Raw genomic sequence first — 25,631 nt, 5'->3', positions numbered from 1 at the left:
TCCGAGCCTACGCGCCGTGATGTGCCCGCGTCATGCGATCCGGCGAGCGCTTGTTCAACAGGGAACCGCGACGCCGAACTGTCCTGGAACGCGGTCAGACGGGCTTGACCGGCACCCCGCCGCTCGCGCTGCCGAGCAGGGTCAGACGTGCCGACCCGGGACCCGATAGCGTGGTGAACTCCGAAAGGACCGCCAGCGCAAGGGTGTTGGTACCCCGGGTGCGCAGGATGCCGTTCGGCAGGACGAAGGTGTGCTGCGGGCCCACGTTGTTGATGTACTGGCCCAGGTTCCAGCCGTTGAGGAAGATCTGCGCCCGGTAGGCGCGGTAGGGATCGTCCTCCAGGGTCAGGCCCACGGACGCGTCGATGTCGGCCGGGACCGACAGCCGGAACGTCGTGCGGTACCAGGTCACGCCCTGCCGGCGCTCGGCCCGCGGGAAGGTCACCGCCTCCCAGCCGTGGTCCTTGAAGCCGGGCAGGTACCAGCCCTCCCGTTCCCCGTACAGGCCGCCGTTGTTCAGCGGGCCGCGCACCGGGTCCGGGGCCGCCTCGCCCTGGATCCGCCACCTCACGTCGGGCGAGGCCCCCTTGAAGGTGGCGGCGGTCAGCCCGCGGGCCACCTTGTGGGTGTCGAGCGCCTTGCCGTCCTGGTCGTGCTGCATCCGCCGCACCAGCACCGACAGCACGTGCCGGCCGGGGGAGCGGAGCGCCCCGCGCACCGGGAAAACCGCCGTGTCGGTCCAACTGCCCTTGCGGATCGTGGTGTTCTTGTCCGGCACGGGCAACCGGTGCGTGCCCAGCGGCTCCCCGTCCAGCCAGGCCATCAACAGGCCCTGGGTGCCGCTGCTGTAGGCGAGCGAGACCTCCTCGATGCCGGAGGAGTCGTCGAAGGTGCCCCGGTACCAGACGTCCCCGTAGTGGAAGCCGTAGTCGTCGGCGAACAGCACCGGCTGCCCGTCGGGGACGGGCGTGGTACTGAAGGACGAGGTCTTGTCGGCGCGCTTCCAGCCCGAGTCGTCGAAGCCCGGGCCCGCCTCCGGGTTCTCCGTGCGCATCCGCCAGCCGTCCAGCGCGGGCAGCCGCACCTCGGGCACGGCGGGCACCATGCCGGTGGTCATCAGGCTGCTGGAGCCGGTGACCCGGGTGGGCAGGGTCCGCCCGTTCCACACCACGCTCCCGATGCCGCGCGGCCCCCACACCTCCACGGTCGTCTCGACGGTGATGTCACCCGTCAAGTGGACCTCCGGGCCGCGCAGTTCGACATGGCGCAGCAGTGCCGGGCCGTACACCAGCAGGGTGCCGGACGGGGTGTCGTACGGGAACATCAGCGCGGCCGTCGCGTCGTCGGCGAAGAGCAGCAGCAGGGGGGTGTCGCTGTCGCCCTGCTGCACCAGCACCCGGGTCAGGCCGCCCTGCCCGAGGGGCACGCTGATGTGCAGTTCCCCGCGGTCGTAGACCCAGGCGGCCTCCGGGTCCAGCCGCATGACGTTCGGTTCGGTGGGGCAGTCCAGCACCAGTTGGACCATCTCGTCCCGGCGGCCGGTGAACACCGCGATGTTCTGCCGTCCGGCGGTCAGGCACAGCATGGGCTGCGCGGTGGACCACTTCAGCTTCCGGTCGCCGAGGGCCAGCCCGGTGGTGAGCAGCTTGGCGTCCTTGGCGGGCACGGTGACCCGCAGGTCGCCGGCCTCGGTCGGCAGCCCGGCGGTGACGGGCTCGGCGCCGTCGTTGCGGGCGACGTACACATGGGCGCCGGTGTCCGGGTTGGTCAGGTGGTAGACCTTCAGCCCGTCGGCCTTCACGTCCGCCGCCCGGTCCAGCTTGGCGAAGTCGGGGACGCGCTGCAGCAGATGGCCGAGCTGGTGCATCGGCGCGATCTTCTCGGTGACGTTCCGTGCCTCGTCGATCGCGGCGCCGTAGTCGTACGAGGTGTAGACGACCGGCGCGGGCAGCCAGCCCCAGGACGTCCCGCCGAAGGTCATGTAGACGTTGTGCAGGGTGATGCCGTTGGCGAGGTTGGTCAGATAGAAGCGGCGCTCGTAGGCCGCGTCCCGGGTGCGCCGTGACTCGGCGTACCCCTTGCCGTCGAACCAGGCCCCGCCCCACGGGTCGAACCAGCCGCCCCCGAACTCCGGCACGAACCCGGGTGTGCGCGGCGAGGCCGTGGCCCCGCCGGTGGCCCCTCCGGTCCCGAAGTGTCCCCAGTCCGGCGGCACTTGGGTGGGCGAGGGATACCCGTCGAACCCGTACAGCCAACTGCCCTGGTCCCTGCCGGTGTCGAAGGACCCGGGGGTCCAGTACCCGTTCCTGCCCTTGTCGTTGTGGAAGAGGGGTACGTCGATGCCGTCCGCCCGCACCTTGCGGTACAGGTGGGACATGTACTCGCGGCCGGTCGCCTCGGTGACGTGGGCGTCGTACTCGTTCTCGGTCTGGTACAGCAGGACCGTGCCGGTGCCCCGCGTGTACAGGTGCCTGCGAACGATCCGGTTCACCTGCGTGAGCCACTCGTCGGCGTACGACAGATAGGTCGGGTCGGCGGTGCGTGCCGAGCCCTTCGTCGCCGTCAGCCAGCCGGGGAAGCCGCCGCCGTCGACCTCGGCGTTGATGTACGGGCCGGGCCGCAGGATGACGTACAGCCCGGTCTCGGCGGCCATGCGCAGGAACAGGTCCAGGTCGCGGACGCCCGTGAAGTCGTACCGGCCAGGCGCGGGGGAGTGGTAGTTCCAGGCCACGTAGATGCTGACGGCGTTGTAGCCGTGCGCGCGCATCTTCTGCAGGACGTCCCGCCACAGGGAGGGGCTGGGCAGCCGGAAGGGATGCAGCTCGCCGGACCACACCACCAGCCGCTTGCCGTCGACCAGCAGGGAGTAGCGGTCGTAGCCGATGGTGTGCCGCTCGCCGTCGGCGCTCGGCGGGGCGGGCGCCGGACCGGTCGGCACGCTGTGTGCCGCGTACGCCGAAGTGGCCCCGGAGCCGTTGCTGCCGCCCAGGGCGAGACCGAGCGCGGCCGAGCCGGCGAGGGAACTGAAGGTACGTCTGCTGAGCGCCAAGGTGGATCCTCCCGGGCGATCTTACGGGGCGCGGGTCCGGCCATTCTCCATGGCGGAACGCCCCGCAATGGACCCATGAGGATCTCGGTGTGGCGGACGTCATCCGCGGCCTGGGGGAACCCGTAGTCGGCGGGCGTCAGACGAGGGGGGTGAAGAAGAAGGAGTCGCGGGTGCGGAAGGCACCGCTCGCGGTGAAGGTGAAGAAGTCCGCGAAGCGCAGCGACACCTTGCTCCCGTCGTGCAGCGTTCCGGCGAACGAACCCTGTACCGCCGCACTGTCCTTCTCCATCAGCACGGTGGCGAGGGTGTGACGGCCGTCCTTGATGACCCGCTGCTCCCGGTAGAAGTGCTCCAGGGCCTTCCGGCCGACGAGCGGGTCGTAGCCGGGCCGCCGGTAGACCGCCTCCGGGTCGAAGAGCGCGACGAGCCCGGACACGTCGCCCGCGTCCACCAGCTCGTACAGCTCGTGGCAGTGGCGTATGCGTGCTTCCCTCTCCATGGCCTTCCTCCTCGGCTGCTCAGGTGAGTTCGAGTTCGATGCTCGTGACGGCGAGCAGGCGGCCGGTGGCCGCGTCGCGCATCGCCATGTCGGCGATCTCGGTGCGCGGGTCGGCTTCGCTGTGCCACCTGCGCACGGAGATGGTGAACACGGCACCGGGGTCCGCGTTGCCGAAGTAGCCGAGCTTCTGGTCGACCACCCTGCGCCGAAGGAACCCCTGGTCGCTGCGCCCGAGCGAGCGCCACAGGCTCAGCAGGGCCGTGTCGAAGATGGAGAAGTACGCCGCGAAGTACACCAGGCCCGCACCGTTGAGGTCCCGGGTGACGTCGAGCGCGTACTCGAAGGTGTGGACCGGGCCGGCCGGCACGAGTCCCCGTGGGTCCTCGGAGTGGAAACTGCCGGCCTCACGGGCGCGGCCCACGAAGGTGCGGGGCGAGTAGTCACTGGGCAGCCGCGGCAGGTCGGCGTAGGCGAAGTCCGGGGGTGCCACCTCGGCGAGGCCCTGGTTGCTGCCGGGGCGGCTGCGGGCCACCCAGCGGTTGACGTTCTCGACGTACAGACAGTCCGGGTGCGGCTCGTCGTACACCTCGCTCGGCTGCAACGGGCCGTCGGCCAGACCGAGTTCGGTGGGAGCGAGCCGATGGAGGGTGAGCGCGGACTGGCTGCCGAACTGGAAGACCCGGGAGTCCACCTGGAGTTCGTCGCCGAAGGCGAGGCCGTGCGGGTGGACGGTGCGTCCGCCGCGCACCCGGTAGTAGTAGAAGGACAGGTAGACGGGCTGCCCTTCGGCGGTGCGGGCCGCGTGCACGTTCGTCCCGGACGCCGCGGCCACGGCCTCCCAGGTCCAGTCCCCGATGCGCCCGAAGATCAGCGATCCGCCGCTGCACATTCCCGGGGACACGGTCACCCGGCGCGACAGGGACGCGTGGTCCGCTGTCCGCCCCGTCCGTTCGCTTGTCCGTTCGCTTGTCTGCCCGCTCGTCCGCTCGCTTACGATCGTGCTGCTCGACAGCATGGCTTCGCCTCCGTCAGTGGCCTGTCGCCGGAGCCCGGCGGCGCTCCGCCACGAGCCGGGCGAGATCCGCGAGGGTGGGGGCTTCCGCCAGTTCGTAGTCCTGGATCTCGACGCCGAGCCTGGTCCTCAGCAGCTCCGCCAGCTCCACCAGGGCGACGGAGTCCAGCCCCACCTCGGTCCGGGTGGCCGTCGGCACGATGTCGTCCGCTCTCATCTGGAGCTCGTCGACCAGGATGCCGCGCAGAACCTCAAACATGGCTCGCCGTCCTTTCGTCCGTCTCCTGGTGCTTCGCGTCGCGCAGGTTGAGCGCCACGTCCACGATGAGGTCCTCCTGGCCGGCCACCGCCTGGAGCCGGCCCAGTTCGAAGAAGACGTCGCGCGGATCGACCCCTTCGCGCTGCGCGATGTCGAGCACCCGGGTCTTGAACCCGGAGAACACCCCGGACAGGCCGCTGACGATGCCGACGGAGTCGATGGTCGGCGGGGAGTCCATCAGCTCCTGTTCGGCGATGTCCGCCGCGTCGAGGAGCCGGTACAGATCGATGCCGGTCGAGTAGCCCAGCCGTTCCAGGACCGGTACCACGACCTCCAGTTGGGTGTTGCCCGCCCCGGCGCCGAAGCCGCGGGCACAGGCGTCCACGATGTCGGCCCCGGCCTCGACCGCGGCGACCGAGTTCGCCACGGCCATGCCCAGGTTGTTGTGGCCGTGGAACAGCACGGGCACCGAGACGGCCGCACGGATGGCGCCGATGCGCTCGGTGACGTCGGCCGGCAGGTAGTGGCCCGAGGAGTCGAGGATGCCCACGCCGGTCGCGCCGTAGCCGACGAGGAGGGCGCACTCCTCGGCCAGCCGCTCGGCACTCGCCATGTGGCTCATCAGCAGGACGGCGTGCGCGTCCACGCCCGCCTCGCGCAGGAACCCGAGGTGCCGCTCGGCGAGGTTCCCCTCGGTGCAGTGGGTGCCGATGCGCACACGGTCGACCTGGTGGGCGATGGCCTTCCTGAGGTCCTCCACGGTGCCCCAGCCGGGCAGCATGAACACGCCCATCCTGCTGTGCTGCAGGGCCTCCCTGACCACGGACAGCATGTCGTCGTCGCTGCACCGGGCCTGTCCCACCTGGAGGGAGGAGGCGCCCAGGCCGTTGCCGTGCCCCACCTCGACCACGGGGATGGCCGCGGCGTCGGCCGCCGCCGCGTACGCGCGGAGCTGCTCACGGCTGAGCTGGTGGCGGACGGCGTGGTGACCGTCGCGCAGAGTCGGGTCGTGGATCTGGACGTGCTGTGCGGTGGTGCCGCGCGTGCCTGTGTGCTGACTCATGACGTCACCGCCCCGGCGGTCGCAAGGTGGTCGGCCGCGTACTGCTCCGCGACGTGGAGCGCGGCGGCGTTGATGATGTCGATGTTTCCGGCGTACTCCGGAATGCGCTCGCCGCAGGCGGTGACCTCGACGGCGACGAAGGCCTTCTCCCCGTCGGCCGTGCAGGCCGTGACCTCGTAACCGCCGGCGAAGTCCCGGATGCCGCGGGCGGCCTCCTCGACCAGCGGGCGCACGGACGCCTCGGTGAGGTCCTCGCCGAGCAGGGACATGGCGACCCGGAACGTCGCCGGGGGCTTCGCGGGGCTCAGGTTGAGGATCGCCTTGACCCGGTCGACCCCGGTGAGGGCCCGGACGGCGTCCTGGGTGGTCCCTATGTACTCGTCGAGGTTCAGCCGCGTGGAGGGGCCGACGCTCAGGCTGGCGGCCGTGGTGACCACCTCGATGTACGCGACACGGCGCTGCCGGGTGATGGCGTGCAGGATCGGTATCGACGCCTGGCCGCCGCAGCTGACCATGTTCACGTCGCGGTGGGCGAGGGCGTCCGGCCCGTTGACCGTCGGCACCACCATCCGGCCGACCTTGCTGGGCGTCAGGTCGATGAGCATGGTGCCGAGCGGCGCCAGCCGTTCGGCGTGCTCGGCGTGCGACAGCGCGTTGGTCGCGTCGAACGCCACGTCGAACACGTCATCGGCGTCGGTCAGGGACCGGATGCCGTCCGTGGCCGTCGGCAGGCCGAGTCGGTCCGCCTGCCGCAGGCCCGGGGTGTCGCCGTCGCGTCCGACGACGAGCCGGAGGTCGAGGACGTCCGACCGCATGACCTTCGTCATCAGGTCGACCCCGATGAGGCCCGCACCGAGCACCGCGGCGGACAGCCGTCCGTTCCGTTCCATGTCTGTACCGTCCTTCCCTGGGCAAGTCAGGGCAGGCAAAGGGCTTCGCACGCCTCGCACGGCCTGCGAAAAAGGGGCAAGGGGGGAGGGGGAGAAGGGAGAGAAAAGGGGGGAGAGGGGAGAGAAGGGGGATTGAAGGTCTCACCGTCCGGCCCGATACGGCGGGCTCATGTGAGGCGGGTCCGAGCCCGCACCGCCCGCTCCGGCGGTCATCAGGGACCGCACTTGCCGGTAGGCCAGTCATGAGGCGCACAGGGGCGCTCACGCATTGCTTCCACAACGTAGCACGCCGTCGCTGGCCTCGCCCTTCCAAGCGTGTCGGTGGCCGGGCCGGGCGGCAGCGGCTACGGTCGAAACGCGCTTGAGGAGGTAACCGTGGAAACCCAGCTTCGCCGCGGCCCGGCCCAGGTCCACATCCAGAGCCGGGAGTGCGATCCGCAGATCCTGGGGCGCTTCACCGGCGCGTCCTTCTTCCCGGAACGGCTGCTCGGCTGGGCGATCATCGACACGGTGTGCCGGGGCGACGGCACTCTCCTGTACGTCACCGCGCCGCCGGTGCTGGACGCCGACGAGCAGGTCGACTACTACCTCGGGCTGCTGGGCCCCGGCCACGGCGACGCACGCGCCCGGGTTCGCCTGGTGGGCGTGGACGACCTCAGTCCCCGCTGGCTGAGCGAGAAGGTCCTCGATCCGGACAACCCGCAGGCCGCCGAGGTCCGCGAGGCCATCCGGGAGTTCCTGGACGGCCATCGGCGCGACGGCGGCGACGTCCGGCTGAACTACTTCGAACCGTCCGCGCCGCTGGAGCGCTTCGCCCGGGAGCTGGGGGTGCCGGGCAACCAGCCGCACTCGTCCTGCATCCCGCTGGGCACCAAGCAGTCCGGCCGCCGCCTCTTCGCCGAGGCGGGCATCCCGGTCCCCGTGGGCTCCGACGAGCTGCGCCACACCCTGGCCGACATCGCCGTGGAGGTGGCGCGGTTGGCGCGGTCGGGGCACCGCGCTGTGATGATCAAGCTGGACGACGCCGCCAACGGAGCCGGCCTCGGCAACGCGCTGCTGGACCTCGACGACCTGGGACTGCCGCCAGAGAAGAACGGGGCCCATGGGACGAGCGGCGACGAGGCGCTGACCGAACGCGTTCTCACCGTCCTGCCCCGGGCCACCCTCGTGGACCCCACGATCACCTGGGACGACTACGTCCGGATGGTCGAGAAGACCGGTGCCGTAGTGGAGGAGTGGATCAGGGACGACACCCTGTGCAGCCCCAGCTTCCAGGGCAGGATCACCGACGCCGGCACGGTGGAGGCGGTCTCCACCCATGACCAGGTGCTCGGCGGCCACGACCAGAGCTACACCGGCTGCCGGTTCCCGGCGAGCGCCGAGTACCGGCAGACGCTCATCGACTACGGGCTGCGCATCGGCCGGGCGTTGCGGGAGCGAGGGGTGGACGGCGGCGACTACGGGGTGGACTTCCTGGCCCGGCGCACCGCCGACGGCTGGCAACTCCTGGGCTGCGAGATCAATCTGCGGTCCACGGGGACCAGACATGCCTTCGGCATCGCCTTCGCGGTGCTGGGTACGCGCGCCACGCCCGACGGCCGGCTGCTTGTCGGCGGGCCCGAGGGCTCCGAGCGCGTCTACGAGTGCTCGGACTCCATCATCGACCCGCGCTACGCGGGGCTGCGGCCGGCCCGCCTGATCCGCGCGGTCACCGAGTCCCCCCTCGGTTACGACCCCGAGCGCGCGACGGGCGTGGTGCTGCACACGCTGAGCGCCGCCACGTACCACGGGAAGTTCGGCGCCGTGTGCATCGGGGCGGACCGGGCCGAGGCCACGGCGCTGCTGCGAGGGCTGCGGGAACTGGTGGACGGCCTGGTGGATCCGGCGTTGCGCTGAGCGGTGGGTCGCGCGGCAGCCATTCGGGTTCGGAGTGTGACGGACGGTGCCACGCGTGGAACGGCTGCTGTGCCGGGTCCCACCCACGAAGGAGACACGTCATGAGCACCGTCACGCCCAGGGCGGCGGAATCCTCGCTCGAGTACGCGGCCGACCTCGCCGCGGTCGCAGCCCTCCTGCAGATCGGCGCCGAACTCGGGGTGGACCAACTGCTGGACTCGGGCGATGACTTCACTGCCGCCGAACTGGCCCGGTACGCGGGCGTGCCACAGGACAGGGCCGCCGGCTACCTGCGTGCCCTGGCCGCCGCCGGACTGCTCGTCGACACTGGAACCGGCGGCCGTCACCGGGTCTCGGACGACTACCTGGCGCTCAGATACCAAGCGGGCTATGTGTCCTGGGCGATGAGCGCGAACGGCCCGTTCATCATGAACGCGCGGGGGTTCTTCACCGACGGAGAGACCGCCGCGCGGCACCACCGCCGGGACGGCCGCCGGGTCGCGGTCAGTTCGCGCTGGATCGGCGAACAGGCCTTCTACCCCCCGGTACTTGACCGGGTGGAGACGGCCGGTGCGCAGCGGGTGGTGGACCTCGGCGCGGGCGCCGGCCGGCTGCTGATCGAGCAGCTTCAACGGGACGCCACCCGCACGGGCGTGGCGGTCGACATCAGCGCGGCTGCCTGCGCGGCGGCGCGGGAGGCCGCCGAGGAGGCCGGGGTGGGCGACCGGCTCCAGGTCGTCGAGCGCTCGGTCGAGTCCCTGGTGGACGACCCCGCCCCGATCGAGGGCGCCGACGTCATCCAGGCCTGCTTCGTCATGCACGACGTCAACCAGGACCCGGCAGTCCTCGACGCCGTACTGGGCCGTTGCCGGGAAGCGCTCGCGGACAACGGGTTCATGGCCGTGGTCGACGCGGTCTCCTACGCGCCGCACCCCCGGGAACGCAGGTTCAGCGCGCTCTTCACCTACCTGCACGCGGACTTCATGGGCGTACATCTGCCGAGCGAGCTGGAGTGGGAGGACAAGTTCCGGGCGGCCGGCTTCTCGAAGGTGGAGTGCGCGCCACAGGTGTTCCCGGGCGGCCGGCTCTTCGTGGCGACGAAGTGAACGCCCGTCTTCACCGGCAGCTCGCGGACGAACTCCTGACGGCAAGGAGAAAGCGCCGCCCGGTGCCGAGGATCTCCACACGCCACCCGGAACTCACCCTGCGGGACGCCTACGCCGTCCAGGCCGAGCTGCGCGCGCTGGAGTCGGCGGACGGAGCGGTGGTGGTCGGGTACAAGATCGGCGCCACCAGTGAGGCCATCCAGCGGATGTTCGGGATCGATCAGCCCGACTTCGGCTACCTCACGGACCGGATGATGCTGCCCGACGGCTCCTCGGTGGACGCGGAGCGGTTCATCGCGCCGAAGATCGAGGGAGAACTCGCCTTCCGGCTGGGCGAGAACCTAGGCGGTGACTCCGTGACGGCGCAGGACGTACTGGACGCCACGTCCGAAGTCATGCCGGCGCTGGAGATCTGTGACAGCCGGATCGAGCACTGGGACATCGGCCTGGTGGACACCGTGGCCGACAACGCGTCGTCGGGTATGGCGGTGCTCGGTCCGCCCGTCCCGCTGGACGGTACGGATGTCGCGGCGGAACAGATGGTCTTCCAGGCGGGCGAGCAGGTGCAGACGGCGTACGGCTCCGCGGTGCTGGGCCACCCGGCGGAGGCCGTGGCCTGCCTCGTACGCATCATGGCCGCGTACGGCACCGGCATCAGCTCCGGCCAGGTCGTGCTCGCGGGCTCCTGGGCCGGTGCCGTCGACCTGCTGCCCGGCACCCTGGTGAAGGCCTCCTTCGGCCGACTGGGCTCGGTGTCCCTCACTGTGAACAGCCCGCTGTGAATGGCCTGAGTTCGCACTCCCGGGGCGGAGCGGGGCTACCTACGATGCTCAACGCCTCCCCCTTCCTTCACAGGTTCCACACAGTTTCTTCAAAGTTGAACGGATGGGTCGGAGGTCTCACCCCCCACTCGACAACCTGGAGAAACCATGGCTGGTGGAGTTCTGCTGAGCGGCGCCATAGCCGCTCTGCTCACCGCCGCGTTACCCGCCCAGACCGCCTCTCCCGTCGTGGACGACCCGCCCCCGGACAAGATCGTCATCGACGTCGCCACGGTGAACGGCTCGGGCTGCCCCGCGGGCACGGCCGCCGTAGCCGTCTCCCCGGACAACACCGCCTTCACGGTGACCTACAGCGACTACCTCGCCCAGGCCGGCGGCACCTCCGATCCCACGGCCTTCCGCAAGAACTGCCAGCTCAACCTGGTCGTGCACGTCCCGCAGGGCTTCACCTACGCCATCGCCAGCGTCGACTACCGGGGCTTTCTCTCGCTCCAGCACGGCGCGACCGGCACGCAGAAGGCCTCGTACTACTTCCAGGGCTCCCCGAACACCGCGGCGCGAACCCACCCGTTCAGCGGCCCCTACAACGATGACTGGCAGGCCACCGACAGCACCGACTGGGCCCAACTGGTCTGGGCCCCCTGCGGAGTCCTCCGCAACTTCAACATCAACACCGAGTTGAGGGTGAACGCGGGGACGCAGGCTCCGGGCAAGGTCAGCTTCATGACGATGGACTCGACCGACGGGGACATCAGCACGGTGTACCACCTGGCGTGGAAGGAGTGCCCGAGCACATAACCATGCGACCGCCGAGGCGGTTACTGTGAGTATTCGTGATCCTTGCGAGTGGATCCGACTGTGATGGTTGACCAACTGTCGCTCTGATCAGGAATTCTCACGCACACCGGCGCGCGGGGGCGTATGCCTCCCCGTATCTCACCCTCGCGCGCCGCCCGTTTCCATTACTCAACGTAAGCATGGCTCTGCTAGTCCTGTGCACGCAGCGTGACGGCAGTCAGGTCGTCGCGCCCTCAAGTGCCCATAGAGGACGAGGGAGAGCCATGCCACTCGACACAGCGACAGCACCGGCGGCGGACGCGGAGTCGGCTCAGCGGCGGGAACAGCAGAGCCTCAGCACCGGGGCGGCGCGCAATCTCGCCACCACCACCAAGTCCGAACCCCAGATGCAGGCCATCAGCTCCCGCTGGGCGACCCGCATGCTCCCCTGGGTGAACGTGCCCGGCGCGACCTACCGGGTCAACCGCCGCCTGTCGTACACCGTGGGCGACGGCCGCGTGACCTTCGTGAAGACCGGCTCGAAGGTCCAGGTCATCCCCGGCGAGCTGGGTGAACTGCCGCTGCTGCGCGGCTTCACGGACGCCGACGTACTCGGCGCGCTGGCCGACAAGTTCGTGCAGAAGGAATTCACGCCGGGCCAGGTCATCGTGACCGAGGGCCGTAAGGCGGACCACGTCTACCTGATCGCGCACGGCAAGGTCGAGAAGATCGGCGAGGGCCCGTACGGCGACGAGTCCGTGCTCGGGCTGATGGCCGACGGCGACACCTTCGGCGGCCAGGTGCTGGCCGGGCAGGCCCAAAAGTGGGAGTTCACGGCCCGCGCGGCCACCGCCACGACCGTGCTCGCGCTGCCGCTGACCGCGTACAAGGCGGTCGCCGACCGGCACGAGGCGCTGCGCAGCCACGTGCGGCACATCAGCTCCGACGGGCACCGCAGAACGAACCGTTCGGGCGAGGCCGAGATCGTGCTCGCCTCCGGGCACGCGGGCGAGGAGACGCTGCCGCAGACCTTCGCCGACTACGAAGCCTCGCCCCGCGAGTACGAGTTGAGCGTCGCGCAGACGGTACTCCGGGTCCACAGCCGGGTCGCCGACCTCTACAACGAGCCGATGAACCAGACGCAGCAGCAGCTGCGGCTGACCATCGAGGCGCTGCGCGAGCGCCAGGAGTCCGAGCTGATCAACAACGAGGAGTTCGGCCTGCTCAGCAACGCCGACTACGACCAGCGCATCTCCACCTACTCCGGCCCCCCGACCCCGGACGACATGGACGAGCTGCTGAGCATGCGACGTAAGACCCGCTGCTTCCTCGCCCACCCCAAGGCCATCGCCGCGTTCGGCCGCCAGTGCAACAAGCGGGGTCTCTACTTCGGCGGCATCGAACTGAACGGCAACCACCTGCCCGCCTGGCGCGGGGTGCCCCTCCTGCCGTGCGGGAAGATCCCGATCAGCGAGCACGGCACGACGTCGATCATCGCCATGCGCACCGGCGAGGACGACCAGGGTGTCATCGGTCTCTACCAGACCGGCATCCCGGACGAGGTCGAACCGGGCCTGAACGTCCGCTTCATGGGCATCAACGAGCAGGCGGTCATCTCCTACCTGGTCAGCACCTACTACTCGGCCGCCGTCCTGGTGCCCGACGCCCTCGGCGTGCTGGAGAACGTCGAGATCGCCCGTACGAACGGGAGCTGACGACGGTGTCGTTGATCTCCCGGGTCACGGCACCCGCCGCTACCCACGACGTGGCGGGGCTGGTACGGGCCCTGCTGTCGACGGGCCCACCGGCGCCGGTACGGCAGCCGTCCGCCGGCCCGTCGTCACGTGGGCCCGTACTGCCCCCCGGTCCGACAGGACCCGGCACGTCGGCGGCGCGGATCCCCGCGCCTGCGCTCCCGCCACTGGTGGCACCTGCGCCCGTACGACCGCCCGCGCCCACCCTGCCCACCGGCCCCACCGGACTCGGCACCTCGGCAGCAACCGTACGCAGCACCCCCGAGCCCAGCCGCAAGGCGGCGTCCGCCTCCGACCCCGCCCCCGGCCTCCACTGCCCGCCCGCCGTGCGCGACGACCCCGCCCTCGGCGAGACCGTCACCGAGCGCCTGGTCTCGTGGGCCGAGGAGGTCGGGATCTACCCGGGTCAGCTGGACAAGATCCGCCAGGCCGACTTCGGGCGGCTGATCATGCTGGCCCACCCCGAGTCGGACGACCCCGACCGCCTGCTCGCGGCGGCCAAGTGCGCGCTGTCCGAGTGGGCCGTCGACGACCACTACGTGGACGGCGAGGTGGAGGAGGCCCGGCACGAGCAGCTCGGGCAGAAGCTCGCCATCGCCCACTCGGTGATCGACCAGGCCAACCTCCCGCTCGCCTACGCCCCCCAGCTCGAAGAGGTCGTACGCGCGGACCCGGTCATGCGGGCCCTCAGGGACAGCCTGCGCAATCTCCACGCGTACGCGACGACCTCACAGGTGCGCCGGCTCCGCCACGAGCTGGGCATCATGTTCGTCGCCTACAACCAGGAGGGCTACTGGCACACCTCCGGCCACCGCCCGCCGGTGTGGGAGTTCCTCATGCACCGCCACGAGAACAGCTTCATCCCCTGCATGGTGCTCGTCGACGCGGTCGCCGGTTACGAGCTCCCCTACGGCGAGTTCGCCGACCCCCGAGTACGGCGCGCCTTCACCATGGCCGGCACCGCCAGCGTGCTCGTCAACGACCTCTACTCCATGGGCAAGGAGGACCCGACGGACTTCAGCCTGCCCCGGCTGATCGCCGCCGAGGACGAGTGCTCGCTCGAAGAGGCCGTCGACCGCACCGTGCAGGTCCACAACGAGCTGATGCACACCTTCGAGGCAGAGGCCGCCGCCCTCTGTCTGACCGGCTCCCCGGAGCTGCGCCGCTTCTTCGCCGGCACCTGGGCCTGGCTCGGCGGCAACCGCGAATGGCACGCGGGCAGCGCGCGCTACGCGAACCCCTCCCCACGCACGTAAGGAAGCACCTTCCATGGCCGACACTGCCGTGCACGACGTCCTGCGCACCGATTATCAGAAGTCCGTCGCCGAGTACTGGAACGCGGAGAAGGACCCCGTCAACATCAAGCTCGGCGAGGTCGACGGCCTCTATCACCATCACTACGGCCTCGGCGAATGGGACCCCTCCGTCCTCGCCGGACCGGCGGAGACCCGCGACCGGCGCATCATCGAAGAGCTGCACCGCCTGGAGACCGCCCAGGCCGAAGTCCTCCTCGACCACCTGGGCGAGATCACCCCCGACGACCACCTCCTCGACGGCGGCTCCGGCCGCGGCGGCACCAGCTTCATGGCCAACGCCCGCTACGGCTGCCACGTCGACGGCGTCAGCATCTCCGAGCAGCAGGTCGCCTTCGCCGACGACCAGGCACGGCAGCGGGGCGTGGCCGACAAGGTCCGCTTCCACTTCCGCAACATGCTCGACACCCGTCTCGACACCGGCTCGCGCCGGGCGATCTGGACCGACGAGACGACGATGTACGTCGACCTCTTCGAACTCTTCGCGGAGTTCTCCCGCCTGTTGGAGTACGGCGGCCGGTACGTCTGCATCACCGGCTGCTCCAACGACGTCACCGGCATGCGCTCCAAGGCCGTCAGCCGGATCGACGAGCACTACACGTGCAACATCCACCCGCGCAGCGAGTACTTCAAGGCACTCGCCGCGAACAATCTGGTGCCGATCCAGGTGGTCGACCTGACCCCCGACACGATTCCCTACTGGGAGCTGCGCGCGAAGTCGTCCGTGGCGACAGGCATCGAGGACCCGTTCCTCACGGCGTACAAGGAGGGCAGCTTCCACTACCTCCTGATCGCGGCCGACCGCATCTGACCGACGAAGTCGCCCCAGGGGGGCCGGGTTCTCCCCGGTCGGAACTCGGGGAGAACCCGGCCGCTGCGGTTCGTGCCTACTCCATGCCTCGTCCGATGAAGGGCACACCGCCCAGGGAGATGAACTCCTCGGCGAGGTCCACCGCGGGAAGGGCGGCCAACTGGGCCTCCAGGGACTCCAGGGCCTCCATGAGCTCCGCCTCCTCCCTCCCGACCGGCGGAGTCGGCTCGATGAAGGCGTCGCTCGTCTGGAGGTCGTAGACCAGCTCGTCGATCTCCTCCCGCGTCGTCGACGGCATCACGAACGCGTGCACGTGATCGCCGACCTCGGACATCGACCACTTGGCGAGCAGGCGCGCGTTGGGGCGCCGGAAGCGGACGCTGAAAGATCCGGGTGTCCGCGCGACCTCAAGAGGCGGCGTGTTCTTGATCTCCTTGAGCCGCCGCTCCATGTACTCCGCCAGTTCCATCGCGACGCGGCAGCGCTCGACCTGGTCGCCGTACGAGAGCTGGGCGAGCGCGTTCCACATCACCAGCGGGGAGAACCCGTTGCGCGAGCCGGCGAAGGTGGTGTCCTTGGAGCCGATCACCGGCACCTCGGCGGGCGGCGCCATCTGGTACTTGACCTTGGTCATGTACAGGCTGCACGGCCAGGGGACGCCGGGCCACTTGTGGCCGCTCATCGAGATGGACGAGACCATGTCCACGCTCTTGCCCTTCTTCGTCTTCGCCCTCAGGCCGAAGTCGAACTCGGGCAGCGTGACCTCGGGGGTCCACTGGAAGACGTGCGGCTCCGCCGAGGCCATGCGCATGAAGGGGCCGTACCCCGCGCCGAGGGCTCCGTCGACGTGAATCCAGAAACGGCGGCGTTTCACCTTCTTCTTGGCGCCGTAGTTCAGTTCGTGCTCAAGGTGCTTCGGCTCGAAGAGCGGCAGCAGTTTGCCGCAGATCTCCTCGACGTGGTCGTGAGCGCCCTTGAAGGTGCTGCCGTAGTTGAGGCTCACCAGGATCGGGTGACCCTCCTTCACGAAGAAGTCGACGAGCTTGATGAGCTTGTCGATGTCGACCTCGCCGTCGGCGTTGGAGGGAACGCCTTCCCTGACGCTCTCCCAGCCGCCGGCGATGGGGCACTTCTTGTTCTTGATGTACTTGAACTTCTGCGCCGCGCCGTAGACGTTGTACATGCCCAGCACCCGCATCCCCTTGCCGAAGGAGTAGTGGGTGTCCTGTGAGTAGAACGCGACCGGGGTGAAGAACTTCTCGTTCTTGGCCGAGATCTCGGGCTCCACATGGGTGAGGGTCGCCCTGCCGTCGGAGGTGGTCTTGAGGAGCGCCTTGCCCGAGAGGTAGTCGCGCGCGTTCCACAGGGCGTAGAGGTTGGCCTCGGTGGAGCCCATCGAGGTCATGTAACCCCAGTACGATTCGCCGTCTTTGGGGTTGTGCGGCCACTTCGCGTGCCACAGGGACGCGAAGTAGTCGAGTACGGCCCGCTCCGCGACCCGGGTGTTGGGCTTGTAGCCGCCGCGGTCGAACGGGTCTCCCATGTTGTTGACGTGGAAGTCCAGGAACCGGGAGAGGTCCCGTCTGCTGCCGTCGGTGTCCTGGCTGAACTGGTAGCCCAGCATGTGGTCGCGTTTGTAGGCCAGGTACTTCTGCATGGCGTCCAGGGCCTTGTTGCGCTGCGCGTCGGTGAGGGCCTGACCCGCGATCTGGAAGAGGTGCGCGTCGATACCCGGCTCTTGCGGGTACTCATGGGCGGGGTCCGTGAGCGGTCCGCTGACCAGCCCGGCCTGGCCGTTGTGGAGTCCCTGGCTCTGCAGGATCTCCTCCCAGGTCTCATGCGTGGGACCGAACGGAAATTCGGCGGTGGTCTGGGGGCTGGACTGATCGACCGTCATGCGGGGCTCTCCCATCGGCTCGTGGCACGACCTTTCGCACCTGGCAGCCACAGTGGCCGTTCAGCAACCCCGCATATGACGCAGACACCTCCAAACAGTGCCGTAATCCCTCGTACGGTTGAACGTATGTACGTGTTGTTCGATCATCACTCCCCGGCCGCGCTCGGCCAGCTCCGGGCGTTGGGCCAGCCCGTTGCCGGAGCGGGGGCCAGGCCGGTGGCGAGGGCCGGGGTGCCCTGGGCCGTCGTACCGCGCACCTGGGCGGCCGTGAGGCCCCCGCGGGCCGGGACGCCCGGCGGGGTGGGGGCGGGAACAGATACGGGGGCGGCGGGTGCCGGTGCCGGGGGCGTCGGCTGTTGTTCCGGGATCGCCTGGGCTGCCGCCGGCAGCGGCATCCCGTCGCCCATCGGCGCGGCGGCGGGGAGCGGCATGGCGGCGGCCGGGGCGGGAGCGGCGGCCACGGCCCGAGCCTGTGCGGCCATACCGGGCATACCGGACCCGTTGGTCACGGTCATCAGCCGGTCCACCGCCGCCGTACCCGAGCTGTAGCTGGTCCCGTTGCTCAGCTCGGGTACGGCGGCTCCCCTCCTGGACCCGTAGAGCACCGACTCCAGGCCGGACACCAGGCGACGCACGTCGGCCTGGGGGCGCACCACGAGCCGCAGGAAGCGGCTGGACGAACCGATCTTGTTGCCGCACTCGCGGACCAGGATCCGGTGCTCGGTGAGCAGCCGGTCCCGGACCGCCGTGCCTTCCGCGCCGACGGGCAGGCGCACGAAGAGGAAGTTCCCCTGGGAGGGGTAGACCGTCAGGCCGGGCAGCGCCGACAGCGCACTCGCCATCTCCAGGCGGTCCCGGCGTATCTGCGCGAGGCTCTGGGCGTACTCCGGGCCGTGATCGCGCAGCATGAACACCACATGCTCGGCAAAGGAGTTGACGTTCCACTTCGGGAGCATCGCGCGGATGCGGCCCGCCAGGGCCGGGTTCGCCACCAGGTAGCCGCAGCGGATGCCGTGCAGGCCGAAGTTCTGGCCCAGGCTGCGCAGCACGACCACGTTGGGTCGCAGGATCGCCTCCTGGACGACACTCGGGTCCGCCTCCGCGTCCGCGAACTCCAGGAACGACTCGTCCACGACAATCAGGTCCAGGTCCGCCAGCGCGTCCATGAACGCGATCACGGACTGCTTGGGCAGGTGGCCGCCGTCAGGGTTGTTGGGGTTGCAGATCACCGCCGCCCGGCTGCCGCGGGCACGGATGAACTCGGCGTACCGGGCCAGGTCCAGGGCGAAGCCGTTCACCTCCTGGAGCGGGAACATGTCGACCCGCTTGCCCGTCTCCACCGGCTGGTCCGTCCAGCGGCCGAACGTGGGCACGGGGACGGCCAGGGACTCGCGGACCAGCAAGTGGTCCAGCCAGGTGATCAGTTCGGTCGAGCCGTTGCCCATCGCCACACACTGTGGGGGCAGTTGGAGCAGGTCGCACAGCTCGGCCGTGATGGTGTCGGCTCTGCTCGGGTAGCACGTGATGATCTCGGGCAACCGGGCCGCCAGCTCGTCGAGCATGGCCGGGGTGGGGAAGTACGGGTTGCACGGGACGCAGAAGTCCACCGGGCCCGCTGCGTCTCCACTGTCCTGGAACAGCGAGGTGACGTTGTCAGGCAAGGGAACCTCCGTCGGCTGGATGGCCCGTGCGGGGGCACGGGCCACCCATGGATACGGAGGGGGCGGCAGCGGCGTTCAGCACCCCTGTAACCGGAGTCCCGGCTGGTCGGTGGCGAAGGGTTTCGAGAACCTTTTTCGCCCTCGCACGAAACATTCACAAGCGCACCTAGGAACGTAACCCATCAGGAATCTAGTCTTCCGGCGTCATGGACTACTGCCCCCCGTGCCGCAGGCACCTCAACGGCGCCCTGGCCTGCCCAGGGTGCGGCACGCCGGCGCACGCCCTCGCCCCAGCGGCGGACGCACCTGCCGCCGCCGTGCGCGCGTACGCGCTCGCGGGCCAGGTGCCGGCGCACGGCGGTCCTGCGGCGCAGGGCGGCCACGCGGGATACGGCAGCTACGACGGCCAGGCGAGCCCTGCCGAAGCGGCCGGACACGGCGTTCCGGACTGGCAGGAAGAGCCGGGTGCGCCGGAGGAAGCGGAACAGCCGGAGGAAGCAGAGCAGCGGGATCGGCACGACGACCCCGAGCCCGGGGGCCGGGCCGCCCGGCGCCGGGGGCAGAGCGGTGCCGGTGCCGATTCCGGGCGTGCCGGTGCCGACGCCAGCCGGCGTGACCGCAAGGCCGCCGCGCACCGGCGCCGCCGTCGCCGTACCGTGCTGATCGCCGCGGGCTTCGTGCTGGCGGCGGGCGGCCTCAGCCTTGCCGAACTCGGCACGGACGCCCCCTTCTCCAGCGACAAGCCGGCGTCGTCCGGGGACACCTCGGCGGACGGCGGCACGTCCTCCGCGTCCCCGGAGAGCTCCGCCGACCCGCTCGGCGGCACCTCCGGCGGCGCGCCCGGCGCGAGCGCCACGGCCTCCGCGGGCGCGTCGGCCTCCCCGTCCGCCGACAAGTCCGCGAAGGGCAAGGACTCCGCGTCCCCGTCCGCGAAGACGACGCACAGCGCGAGGCAGTCGGCCGGCACGGGCTCCGGCGGGGCCACGACGGCGCCGCCCGCCAAGCCGACGGCCCGTCCGACGACCGGGCCGACCGTGCAGCCCACGGCCTCGGTCCCGCCGCCGGCCCCGTCGCCCACACAGACCTGCACCCGCTTCCTGTGGTGGTGCACCTGAGGCCCTGAGGCCTCCCCTTCGTGTAGGGGTCATCGGCCATCCGGGGCATATATGACACCAACCGGGCGGTCGGACTGTTGAGTCGAACGGGTACCCCTCGCCGTACCGATCCGGGGAACGTCCGGCGGTGGAGCGGGCGTTGTGCGTGGGGAAACCGCCGACCAACTGCACAGTCGAGGAGAGCGGATGACACAGGGGATGACCGTCCACGGCACGGTCGCCGAGGGCTTCGAGGTGGTGCGCGAGGAGTTCGCCGCTTTCGTGGCGGAGGAACGGGACGACTACGAGGGCCAGTTGTGCGCCTACGCCCACGGCCGCCGGGTCGTCGACCTGTGGGCCGGAGAGGGTGTGGACGGGGATTCGCGCTACGGCGTGTACTCGGCCACCAAGGGAGCGGCGCACCTGGTCGTGGCCCTGCTGGTGCAGGACGGCACGCTGGACGTGGACCGTAAAGTCACCTACTACTGGCCGGAGTTCGGCGCCGAGGGCAAGGGTGAGCTGACCCTGCGGGAGCTGCTCGCGCACCGGGCCGGACTGGTCGGCGCCGACGCCGGGCTCACGCCGGCGGAGGTGGCGGACGACCGGGCGATCGCCGAACGCCTGGCCGACCAGCGGCCGTTCTGGCGGCCGGGCACGGCCTTCGGCTACCACGCGCTGGTCATCGGCGCGCTGACCGGCGAGGTCGCCCGCCGGGCGACGGGCCGCACGCTCCAGGAGCTGTACGAGGAGAGAGTCCGCGCCCCCTACGGCCTGGACTTCCACCTGGGCCTGCCGGCCTCGCACGAGCCCCGCTTCCGCCCGGCGCAGCGGGCGGTGCCGAACCCCGAGCAGCGGGCGATGCTCGACGAGATGCCGGCCGCCCCGAACTCCCTGGCCGCGATCGCCTTCAACCGGCACGGAGCGGAGCCGACCGACCTGGAGGCCCTGGTCAACGAGCCGCTGGTGCGCGCGCAGGGCCCCGCCTCGGTCGGCGGGGTCGGCTCCGCGCGCGGCCTCGCGGGCATGTACGCGGCGATGATCAGCGAGCGGGACGGCAAGGCGCCGCTGCTGAAGGAGGACACGGTCGCGGAGTTCGGCCAGTTCCACTCCGTGGGCTACGACCTGGTGGCCCGCGGCCACAAGGCGTACGGCCTCGGCTTCCAGATCACCGCCGACGTCTGGCACCCGTTCCTCGGCGCCGGCACGATCGGCCACAGCGGCGCGAACGGCACCCAGTCCTACGCGGACCCGCGCAGCGGCGTCGCCTACGCCTACCTCCGCCGCCGCTTCCCCTTCCCCGGCGGCGCGGCCCCGGAGAACAACAGGTTCGCGGCGGCGGTACAGACGGCGGCGCTGAAAGCCTGACCCGGGCCGCACGTACGGAAGGCCGCACCCCACGTCCAAGGGTGCGGCCTCCGCCGTGCGCAACGAGCGGGGTCAGGCCAGCGTCACGGTGATGTTCCCGCGCGTCGCCTTCGAGTACGGGCACACCTGGTGCGCCTTCTCGATCAGGTCGCGCGCGGTGATCGTGTCGACGCCCGGGATGTCCGCGGAGAGCTCCACGATGATCCCGAAGCCGTCGTCGTTCTTGCCGATGCCGACCTTCGCGGTGACGGTCGAGCCGGAGACGTCGACGCCCTCCTGCCGGGCGACGACGCCGAGCGCGCCCTGGAAGCAGGCGCTGTACCCGGCGGCGAACAGCTGCTCCGGGTTGGTGCCGGCGCCGTTGCCGCCTAGCTCCTTGGGCGGGTTCACGACGACGTCGAGCTTGCCGTCGTCGGTGGCGACCCGGCCGTCGCGGCCGTTCTCGGCGGTGGCGACGGCGGTGTACAGGACCTCGGACTGCGTGATGGGCATGCGGTTGTCTTCCTCCTCGGTCCGCCGCGACTCGCGCCCACGATCGACGACGGAATTCGGAAAGAAGTTACCGCATGCCGGAAAGCTCAGCCAGGGTCAGAGCTTGACGATCATCTTTCCGGTGTTGTCGCCGCGCAGGACCCCGAGGAACGCCTCCAGGTTGTTCTCGATGCCCTCGACCACGGTCTCGCGGTACTTCAGCGTGCCCGAGGCGACCCAGGGGCCGACCTCCTGGACGAACTGCGGCTGCATGTCGTAGTGGTCGCCGACCAGGAAGCCCTCGATCCGGCCGCGGGTCTGGATCAGTCGCGCGAGGTTCTTCGGGCCGGGGGCGGGCTCGGTGTTGTTGTAGACGGAGATCATGCCGCAGATGACGATCCGGCCGCCCTCGTTCAGCGACCCGATGGCCGCCTCCAGGTGGTCCCCGCCGACGTTGTCGAAGTAGACGTCGATGCCGTCGGGCGCGGCCTCGCGCAGCTGCTCGTCGACGGAGCCGTTCTTGTAGTTGAAGGCGGCGTCGAAGCCGTACTCCTCCACCAGCAGCCTGACCTTCTCGTCGGACCCGGCGGAGCCGATGACCCGCGAGGCGCCCTTGAGCTTGGCGATCTGGCCCACCTGGCTGCCCACGGCGCCCGCGGCACCGGACACGAACACGACGTCGCCCTCCTTGAGGGCGGCGGTGCGCAGCAGGCCGGCGTAGGCGGTGAGGCCGGTCATGCCGAGGACGCCGAGGTACGCCGACAGGGGCGCGGCCTCGGGGTCCACCTTGACGGCGTGCCTCGGGTCCACGGCCGCGTACTCGCGCCAGCCGAAGAAGTGCAGGAGGTGGTCGCCGACGGAGATGCCCTCGGCGTTGGACTCGATCACCTCGCCGACCGCGCCGCCCTGCATGGCCTTGCCCAGCTCGAACGGGGCGACGTACGACTTGGCGGCCGACATCCTGCCGCGCATGTACGGGTCCACGGAGAGGTACTTGTTCCGCACCAGCACCTGGCCCTCGCCCGGGGTCGGCATGGGGGTCTCGACCAGCGCGAAGTCCTCGGACTTCGGCCAGCCGACGGGACGGCTCAGCAGGTGCCACTCGCGGTTGATCATGACAGGACCTTTCCAGTTACTTCAGTACCTGAAACAACGGTGCACCTGAATATTTCAGCTGTCAAGTAAATGGGGTACCCTGAGTACATGGCCACTCCGCACAGCACCCGTCCGGACGCACTGACCGTCGAGGTCGTCGAGCTGATCGCCGAGGTGGTCGGCCGCTACCACGCTGACTACGAAGAGGCCGCCGCCGGACACGCACTGACCGGCGCCCAGGCCAAGCTGCTCAGCCTGCTCTCGCTCGACCCGCTGCCCATGCGCAAGCTCGCACAGAAGCTGAAGTGCGAGCCGTCCAATGTGACCGGCATCGTGGACCGCCTGGAGGCCCGGGGTCTGGTGGAGCGCCGCCCCGACCCCGCCGACCGTCGCGTGAAGCTGGCCGTCGCCACCGAGGAGGGCCTGCGCACCGCCCGCGAACTGCGCGAGGGCCTCCGCTTCGCCCGCGCCCCCCTGGCCGGCCTCTCCGACGAGGAACGCCGTACCCTGAGGGACCTGCTGCGCCGGATGATCGACGCCTGAGTCGAAGTAGAGTCCCCCCATGCGTGATCTCGGGGTGGGGTTCGGATATCTGCTGAAGGGCCAGCGGTGGGTGGCCCGGCACGGGCGGCAGTACGGTTTCGGTCTGCTGCCCGGCCTGATCACCCTCGTGCTCTACGCGGCGGCGCTGGTCGTGCTCGCCGTCTGGGGCGAGGACGCGGTCGCCTGGGCGACGCCGTTCGCCGATGACTGGTCCAGCCCCTGGCAGGGCCTGTTCCGCGGCTTCCTCACCGCGGTCCTCTTCGCGCTCGGCCTCCTGCTGGCCGTCCTCACCTTCACCGCCGTCACCCTGCTGGTCGGCCAGCCCTTCTACGAGAGCCTCTCGGAGCAGGTCGACGCGGACGCCTCGCCCGACGGCACGGCACCCCGCTCCGGCCTCCCGCTCTGGCGCGAGCTGTGGATCTCGGCACGCGACAGCGTCCGCGTCCTCCTGCGCGCCGCACTCTGGGGCGTCCTGCTCTTCGCCCTCGGCTTCCTGCCCTTCGTCGGGCAGACCGTCGTCCCGGTGCTCGGCTTCTTCGTCACCGGCTTCTTCCTCACGGAGGAACTCGCTTCCGTCGCCCTCCAGCGCCGCGGGGTCGAACTCCGCGCCCGCCTCACCCTGCTCCGCTCCCGCAAGACCCTGGCCTGGGGCTTCGGTACGCCCCTCGGCCTGGCCTTCCTGGTTCCGTTCGTCGCGGTGTTCCTGATGCCGGGCGCGGTCGCGGGCGCCACGCTGCTGGCCCGCGACCTGCTGGGCGAGGAGAGCGCCGAGGACGAGTCCGCTCCCGGCGGGGAGCCCGATGCGGGGAGCGTCACTCCGTGAGCCGCTGGGCGAAACGGTTCGGCGCGAACCGCGCCGCCTCCTCCCGCAGCACCGCCAGGAACGCCCGCGCCGCCGGCGACGCCGAGCGCCCCCGCGCGGTCGCCGCGTAGACCGCCCGGGCCGGCGCCTCCTCGTCCCGCACCGGAAGCAGCACCACGTCCGGGCGTACGGAGGCGGCGGCCAGCCCCGGTACCAGGGTCACCCCGAGCCCGGCCGCGACGTAGCCCTGCTTGGCCGTCCACTCGCCGACCACATGCGCCACCCGCGGCCGGAAGCCCTGCCGCACGGCCGCGTCCAGCAGGGTGCCTTCGGGCCGGTCGCTGCCGGAGATCCAGTCGGCGTCGGCGAGTTGGGCCAGCCGCACCCCGCCCGCACGGGCCAGTGGATGACCGGCCGGGACGGCGACGTACAGGGGCTCGTCCAGCAGGTGGTGCAGATCGTGGCCGGCGAGTGCGGCCCGGCCCGTCGTGGAGACGACCGCCAGGTCCAGCCCGCCGGCGGTCAGCCGGTCCAGCAGCGCGGGCGTGAGCCCTTCCTCGCGCTCGATCCGGACGGCCGGATACCGGGCCCGGAAGGCGGCCAGGGTGTGCGGGACGAGCGCCGCGTCCGCCGTGGCGAACGCCCCGAACCGCAGCCGCCGGCCTGCCACTTCGCGCAGCACCGCCAGCTCGCGCCCCGCGCCCCGCAGCGACTGGGCGACCGCCTCCGCATGCGGCACCAGCGCCCGGCCCGCCTCCGTCAGCCGCACCCCGCGCGGCAGCCGGTCGAACAGCGGGCCGCCGCCCAGCGCCGACTCCAGCGACGCCACCTGCCGGGACACCGCCGACTGCGTCCAGCCCAGCGCCCGCGCGGCCACCGTGAACGATCCGGCGTGGGCGACCTCCAGGAACGCCCGCAGCCAGACCGTGGACAACTCCGGTATGTCGTAAGGGCTTTCGTGATGCCATACGCGCATGACAGACATGCTAGACATCCGCTTGCCGCATCCGGCGGCTGGTTCTAGCGTCGACCGCATGCAGATCACCATCGGCAACCCCGCTTCCGCGCCCCAGCCCCACAACGACTTCTACTCCCAGGTCGCGCGCGTCGAACACGCCGACGGCAGCGCCCTGTTGTTCCTCTCCGGGCAGACCGCCGAAGGCGCCACCCTGGCCGAGCAGACCCGAGGCATCCTGGAGAACATCACCGCCCTGCTCAAGGCGCACGGCGCGACCCTCGCGGACGTCATCAACATCCGCACCTACCTCACCGACGTCACCAAGATCGCCGAATACGCCGACATACGCCGTGAGTTCTTCACCGGCACCCCGCCGACCAGTATGACCACCGAAGTGCCCCGGCTGGTCCCGCCGGACTGCCAGGTGGAGATCGAGGTCGTTGCGGCCGTGCCCGTCCGCATGTGAAGGGTTCGTACGAGATCACGGCGAACCGTCTGATCGGCAACCACCGGCCGACGGCCCCGATTAACGTC

At 70.5% G+C, this 25,631-nt stretch carries 23 protein-coding genes; 12 read left to right on the top strand and 11 right to left on the bottom strand.

Annotation, left to right across the window (positions count from 1 at the left end):
• Window positions 1–94: 94 nt before the first annotated feature.
• The 6 genes from ACWD35_RS13450 to ACWD35_RS13425 form a co-directional block, all read right to left on the bottom strand.
• Window positions 95–3,049 carry a beta-galactosidase gene (locus tag ACWD35_RS13450; RefSeq protein WP_451351337.1) on the bottom strand — a complete coding sequence of 985 codons (2,955 nt, stop codon included), beginning with the start codon at window positions 3,047–3,049 and terminating at the stop codon, window positions 95–97.
• 136 nt (window positions 3,050–3,185) lie between these two features.
• Window positions 3,186–3,548, bottom strand: a complete 363-nt coding sequence (locus tag ACWD35_RS13445; RefSeq protein WP_451351336.1) for a nuclear transport factor 2 family protein — start codon at window positions 3,546–3,548, stop codon at window positions 3,186–3,188.
• A 19-nt stretch (window positions 3,549–3,567) separates the two neighbouring features.
• Complete coding sequence (locus ACWD35_RS13440) at window positions 3,568–4,467, bottom strand: LnmK family bifunctional acyltransferase/decarboxylase (RefSeq protein ID WP_451351429.1); 900 nt, start codon at window positions 4,465–4,467, stop codon at window positions 3,568–3,570.
• A 109-nt stretch (window positions 4,468–4,576) separates the two neighbouring features.
• Complete coding sequence (locus tag ACWD35_RS13435; RefSeq protein ID WP_451351335.1) at window positions 4,577–4,819, bottom strand: acyl carrier protein; 243 nt, start codon at window positions 4,817–4,819, stop codon at window positions 4,577–4,579.
• On the bottom strand, window positions 4,812–5,882 hold the full coding sequence (gene dmpG / locus ACWD35_RS13430) for a 4-hydroxy-2-oxovalerate aldolase (RefSeq protein ID WP_451351334.1): 1,071 nt from the start codon (window positions 5,880–5,882) through the stop codon (window positions 4,812–4,814). Before dmpG ends, ACWD35_RS13435 begins: the two co-directional genes overlap by 8 nt.
• Complete coding sequence (locus tag ACWD35_RS13425; RefSeq protein WP_451351333.1) at window positions 5,879–6,772, bottom strand: acetaldehyde dehydrogenase (acetylating); 894 nt, start codon at window positions 6,770–6,772, stop codon at window positions 5,879–5,881. The genes dmpG and ACWD35_RS13425 overlap by 4 nt, the downstream gene beginning before the upstream one ends.
• A gap of 375 nt (window positions 6,773–7,147) precedes the next feature.
• Here ACWD35_RS13425 and ACWD35_RS13420 point away from each other — a divergent pair, with 375 nt between their 5' ends.
• From ACWD35_RS13420 to ACWD35_RS13390, 7 genes are all read left to right on the top strand, one after another.
• The gene (locus tag ACWD35_RS13420) at window positions 7,148–8,668 is read left to right on the top strand and encodes a peptide ligase PGM1-related protein (protein WP_451351332.1); all 1,521 of its coding nucleotides are present in this window, start codon (window positions 7,148–7,150) and stop codon (window positions 8,666–8,668) included.
• A 101-nt stretch (window positions 8,669–8,769) separates the two neighbouring features.
• Window positions 8,770–9,774 carry a class I SAM-dependent methyltransferase gene (locus tag ACWD35_RS13415; protein WP_451351331.1) on the top strand — a complete coding sequence of 335 codons (1,005 nt, stop codon included), beginning with the start codon at window positions 8,770–8,772 and terminating at the stop codon, window positions 9,772–9,774.
• Window positions 9,771–10,556 carry a 2-keto-4-pentenoate hydratase gene (locus tag ACWD35_RS13410; RefSeq protein ID WP_451351330.1) on the top strand — a complete coding sequence of 262 codons (786 nt, stop codon included), beginning with the start codon at window positions 9,771–9,773 and terminating at the stop codon, window positions 10,554–10,556. The genes ACWD35_RS13415 and ACWD35_RS13410 overlap by 4 nt, the downstream gene beginning before the upstream one ends.
• A 147-nt stretch (window positions 10,557–10,703) precedes the next feature.
• Window positions 10,704–11,354, top strand: a complete 651-nt coding sequence (locus ACWD35_RS13405) for a DUF4360 domain-containing protein (protein ID WP_451351329.1) — start codon at window positions 10,704–10,706, stop codon at window positions 11,352–11,354.
• Between the two features lie 263 nt (window positions 11,355–11,617).
• Entirely contained in the window at window positions 11,618–13,048 is a 1,431-nt protein-coding gene (locus ACWD35_RS13400; RefSeq protein ID WP_451351328.1) for a family 2B encapsulin nanocompartment shell protein, read from the top strand.
• A gap of 209 nt (window positions 13,049–13,257) precedes the next feature.
• Window positions 13,258–14,343, top strand: coding sequence for a family 2 encapsulin nanocompartment cargo protein terpene cyclase (locus ACWD35_RS13395; protein ID WP_451351327.1), 1,086 nt, complete (start codon window positions 13,258–13,260; stop codon window positions 14,341–14,343).
• Between the two features lie 13 nt (window positions 14,344–14,356).
• On the top strand, window positions 14,357–15,211 hold the full coding sequence (locus tag ACWD35_RS13390) for a geranyl diphosphate 2-C-methyltransferase (protein ID WP_451351326.1): 855 nt from the start codon (window positions 14,357–14,359) through the stop codon (window positions 15,209–15,211).
• Window positions 15,212–15,287: 76 nt separating this feature from the next.
• On the opposite strand, the gene ACWD35_RS13385 is transcribed toward ACWD35_RS13390, so the two are convergent.
• Together ACWD35_RS13385 and ACWD35_RS13380 are read right to left on the bottom strand one after the other, a co-directional pair.
• On the bottom strand, window positions 15,288–17,108 hold the full coding sequence (locus tag ACWD35_RS13385) for a pyridoxal-dependent decarboxylase (protein ID WP_451351325.1): 1,821 nt from the start codon (window positions 17,106–17,108) through the stop codon (window positions 15,288–15,290).
• A gap of 146 nt (window positions 17,109–17,254) precedes the next feature.
• A complete protein-coding gene (locus tag ACWD35_RS13380; protein WP_451351324.1) occupies window positions 17,255–18,769 on the bottom strand; it encodes a pyridoxal phosphate-dependent aminotransferase in 1,515 nt (504 codons plus the stop codon).
• A gap of 206 nt (window positions 18,770–18,975) precedes the next feature.
• Here ACWD35_RS13380 and ACWD35_RS13375 point away from each other — a divergent pair, with 206 nt between their 5' ends.
• Together ACWD35_RS13375 and ACWD35_RS13370 are read left to right on the top strand one after the other, a co-directional pair.
• Entirely contained in the window at window positions 18,976–19,884 is a 909-nt protein-coding gene (locus ACWD35_RS13375; protein WP_451351323.1) for an SCO2400 family protein, read from the top strand.
• Window positions 19,885–20,070: 186 nt separating this feature from the next.
• A complete protein-coding gene (locus ACWD35_RS13370; RefSeq protein ID WP_451351322.1) occupies window positions 20,071–21,228 on the top strand; it encodes a serine hydrolase domain-containing protein in 1,158 nt (385 codons plus the stop codon).
• Between the two features lie 72 nt (window positions 21,229–21,300).
• Here the strand turns inward: ACWD35_RS13370 and ACWD35_RS13365 are convergent, their stop codons facing one another.
• Both ACWD35_RS13365 and ACWD35_RS13360 read right to left on the bottom strand, forming a co-directional pair.
• On the bottom strand, window positions 21,301–21,720 hold the full coding sequence (locus ACWD35_RS13365; RefSeq protein ID WP_451351321.1) for an organic hydroperoxide resistance protein: 420 nt from the start codon (window positions 21,718–21,720) through the stop codon (window positions 21,301–21,303).
• A 96-nt stretch (window positions 21,721–21,816) separates the two neighbouring features.
• The gene (locus ACWD35_RS13360; RefSeq protein WP_451351320.1) at window positions 21,817–22,815 is read right to left on the bottom strand and encodes an NADP-dependent oxidoreductase; all 999 of its coding nucleotides are present in this window, start codon (window positions 22,813–22,815) and stop codon (window positions 21,817–21,819) included.
• Between the two features lie 87 nt (window positions 22,816–22,902).
• Between ACWD35_RS13360 and ACWD35_RS13355 the strand changes: the two genes are divergently transcribed.
• Together ACWD35_RS13355 and ACWD35_RS13350 are read left to right on the top strand one after the other, a co-directional pair.
• Window positions 22,903–23,337, top strand: a complete 435-nt coding sequence (locus ACWD35_RS13355; protein ID WP_451351319.1) for a MarR family winged helix-turn-helix transcriptional regulator — start codon at window positions 22,903–22,905, stop codon at window positions 23,335–23,337.
• Between the two features lie 19 nt (window positions 23,338–23,356).
• Window positions 23,357–24,160 carry an EI24 domain-containing protein gene (locus ACWD35_RS13350; RefSeq protein WP_451351318.1) on the top strand — a complete coding sequence of 268 codons (804 nt, stop codon included), beginning with the start codon at window positions 23,357–23,359 and terminating at the stop codon, window positions 24,158–24,160.
• On the opposite strand, the gene ACWD35_RS13345 is transcribed toward ACWD35_RS13350, so the two are convergent.
• Window positions 24,150–25,115: a LysR family transcriptional regulator gene (locus ACWD35_RS13345; protein WP_451351317.1), complete on the bottom strand. Its 966-nt coding sequence runs from the start codon at window positions 25,113–25,115 to the stop codon at window positions 24,150–24,152. The two genes, ACWD35_RS13350 and ACWD35_RS13345, sit on opposite strands and share 11 nt — an antisense overlap.
• 58 nt (window positions 25,116–25,173) lie before the next feature.
• Between ACWD35_RS13345 and ACWD35_RS13340 the strand changes: the two genes are divergently transcribed.
• Window positions 25,174–25,563, top strand: a complete 390-nt coding sequence (locus tag ACWD35_RS13340) for a RidA family protein (RefSeq protein ID WP_451351316.1) — start codon at window positions 25,174–25,176, stop codon at window positions 25,561–25,563.
• Window positions 25,564–25,631: the final 68 nt, after the last annotated feature.

The organism is Streptomyces sp. NPDC002671, assembly GCF_053592475.1.
Note: the sequence above shows the minus strand (reverse complement) of the source record. Positions and strands in the feature narration are given on the sequence as shown.

Coding starts and splice junctions, on each gene's coding strand:
- ACWD35_RS13375 (WP_451351323.1), top strand. CDS start 18,976: ATGGACTACTGCCCCCCGTGCCGCAGGCACCTCAACGGCGCCCTGGCC.
- ACWD35_RS13445 (WP_451351336.1), bottom strand. CDS start 3,548: ATGGAGAGGGAAGCACGCATACGCCACTGCCACGAGCTGTACGAGCTG.
- ACWD35_RS13370 (WP_451351322.1), top strand. CDS start 20,071: ATGACACAGGGGATGACCGTCCACGGCACGGTCGCCGAGGGCTTCGAG.
- ACWD35_RS13340 (WP_451351316.1), top strand. CDS start 25,174: ATGCAGATCACCATCGGCAACCCCGCTTCCGCGCCCCAGCCCCACAAC.
- ACWD35_RS13400 (WP_451351328.1), top strand. CDS start 11,618: ATGCCACTCGACACAGCGACAGCACCGGCGGCGGACGCGGAGTCGGCT.
- ACWD35_RS13365 (WP_451351321.1), bottom strand. CDS start 21,720: ATGCCCATCACGCAGTCCGAGGTCCTGTACACCGCCGTCGCCACCGCC.
- ACWD35_RS13435 (WP_451351335.1), bottom strand. CDS start 4,819: ATGTTTGAGGTTCTGCGCGGCATCCTGGTCGACGAGCTCCAGATGAGA.
- ACWD35_RS13405 (WP_451351329.1), top strand. CDS start 10,704: ATGGCTGGTGGAGTTCTGCTGAGCGGCGCCATAGCCGCTCTGCTCACC.
- ACWD35_RS13345 (WP_451351317.1), bottom strand. CDS start 25,115: ATGCGCGTATGGCATCACGAAAGCCCTTACGACATACCGGAGTTGTCC.
- ACWD35_RS13415 (WP_451351331.1), top strand. CDS start 8,770: ATGAGCACCGTCACGCCCAGGGCGGCGGAATCCTCGCTCGAGTACGCG.
- ACWD35_RS13360 (WP_451351320.1), bottom strand. CDS start 22,815: ATGATCAACCGCGAGTGGCACCTGCTGAGCCGTCCCGTCGGCTGGCCG.
- ACWD35_RS13390 (WP_451351326.1), top strand. CDS start 14,357: ATGGCCGACACTGCCGTGCACGACGTCCTGCGCACCGATTATCAGAAG.
- ACWD35_RS13425 (WP_451351333.1), bottom strand. CDS start 6,772: ATGGAACGGAACGGACGGCTGTCCGCCGCGGTGCTCGGTGCGGGCCTC.
- ACWD35_RS13385 (WP_451351325.1), bottom strand. CDS start 17,108: ATGACGGTCGATCAGTCCAGCCCCCAGACCACCGCCGAATTTCCGTTC.
- dmpG (WP_451351334.1), bottom strand. CDS start 5,882: ATGAGTCAGCACACAGGCACGCGCGGCACCACCGCACAGCACGTCCAG.
- ACWD35_RS13355 (WP_451351319.1), top strand. CDS start 22,903: ATGGCCACTCCGCACAGCACCCGTCCGGACGCACTGACCGTCGAGGTC.
- ACWD35_RS13350 (WP_451351318.1), top strand. CDS start 23,357: ATGCGTGATCTCGGGGTGGGGTTCGGATATCTGCTGAAGGGCCAGCGG.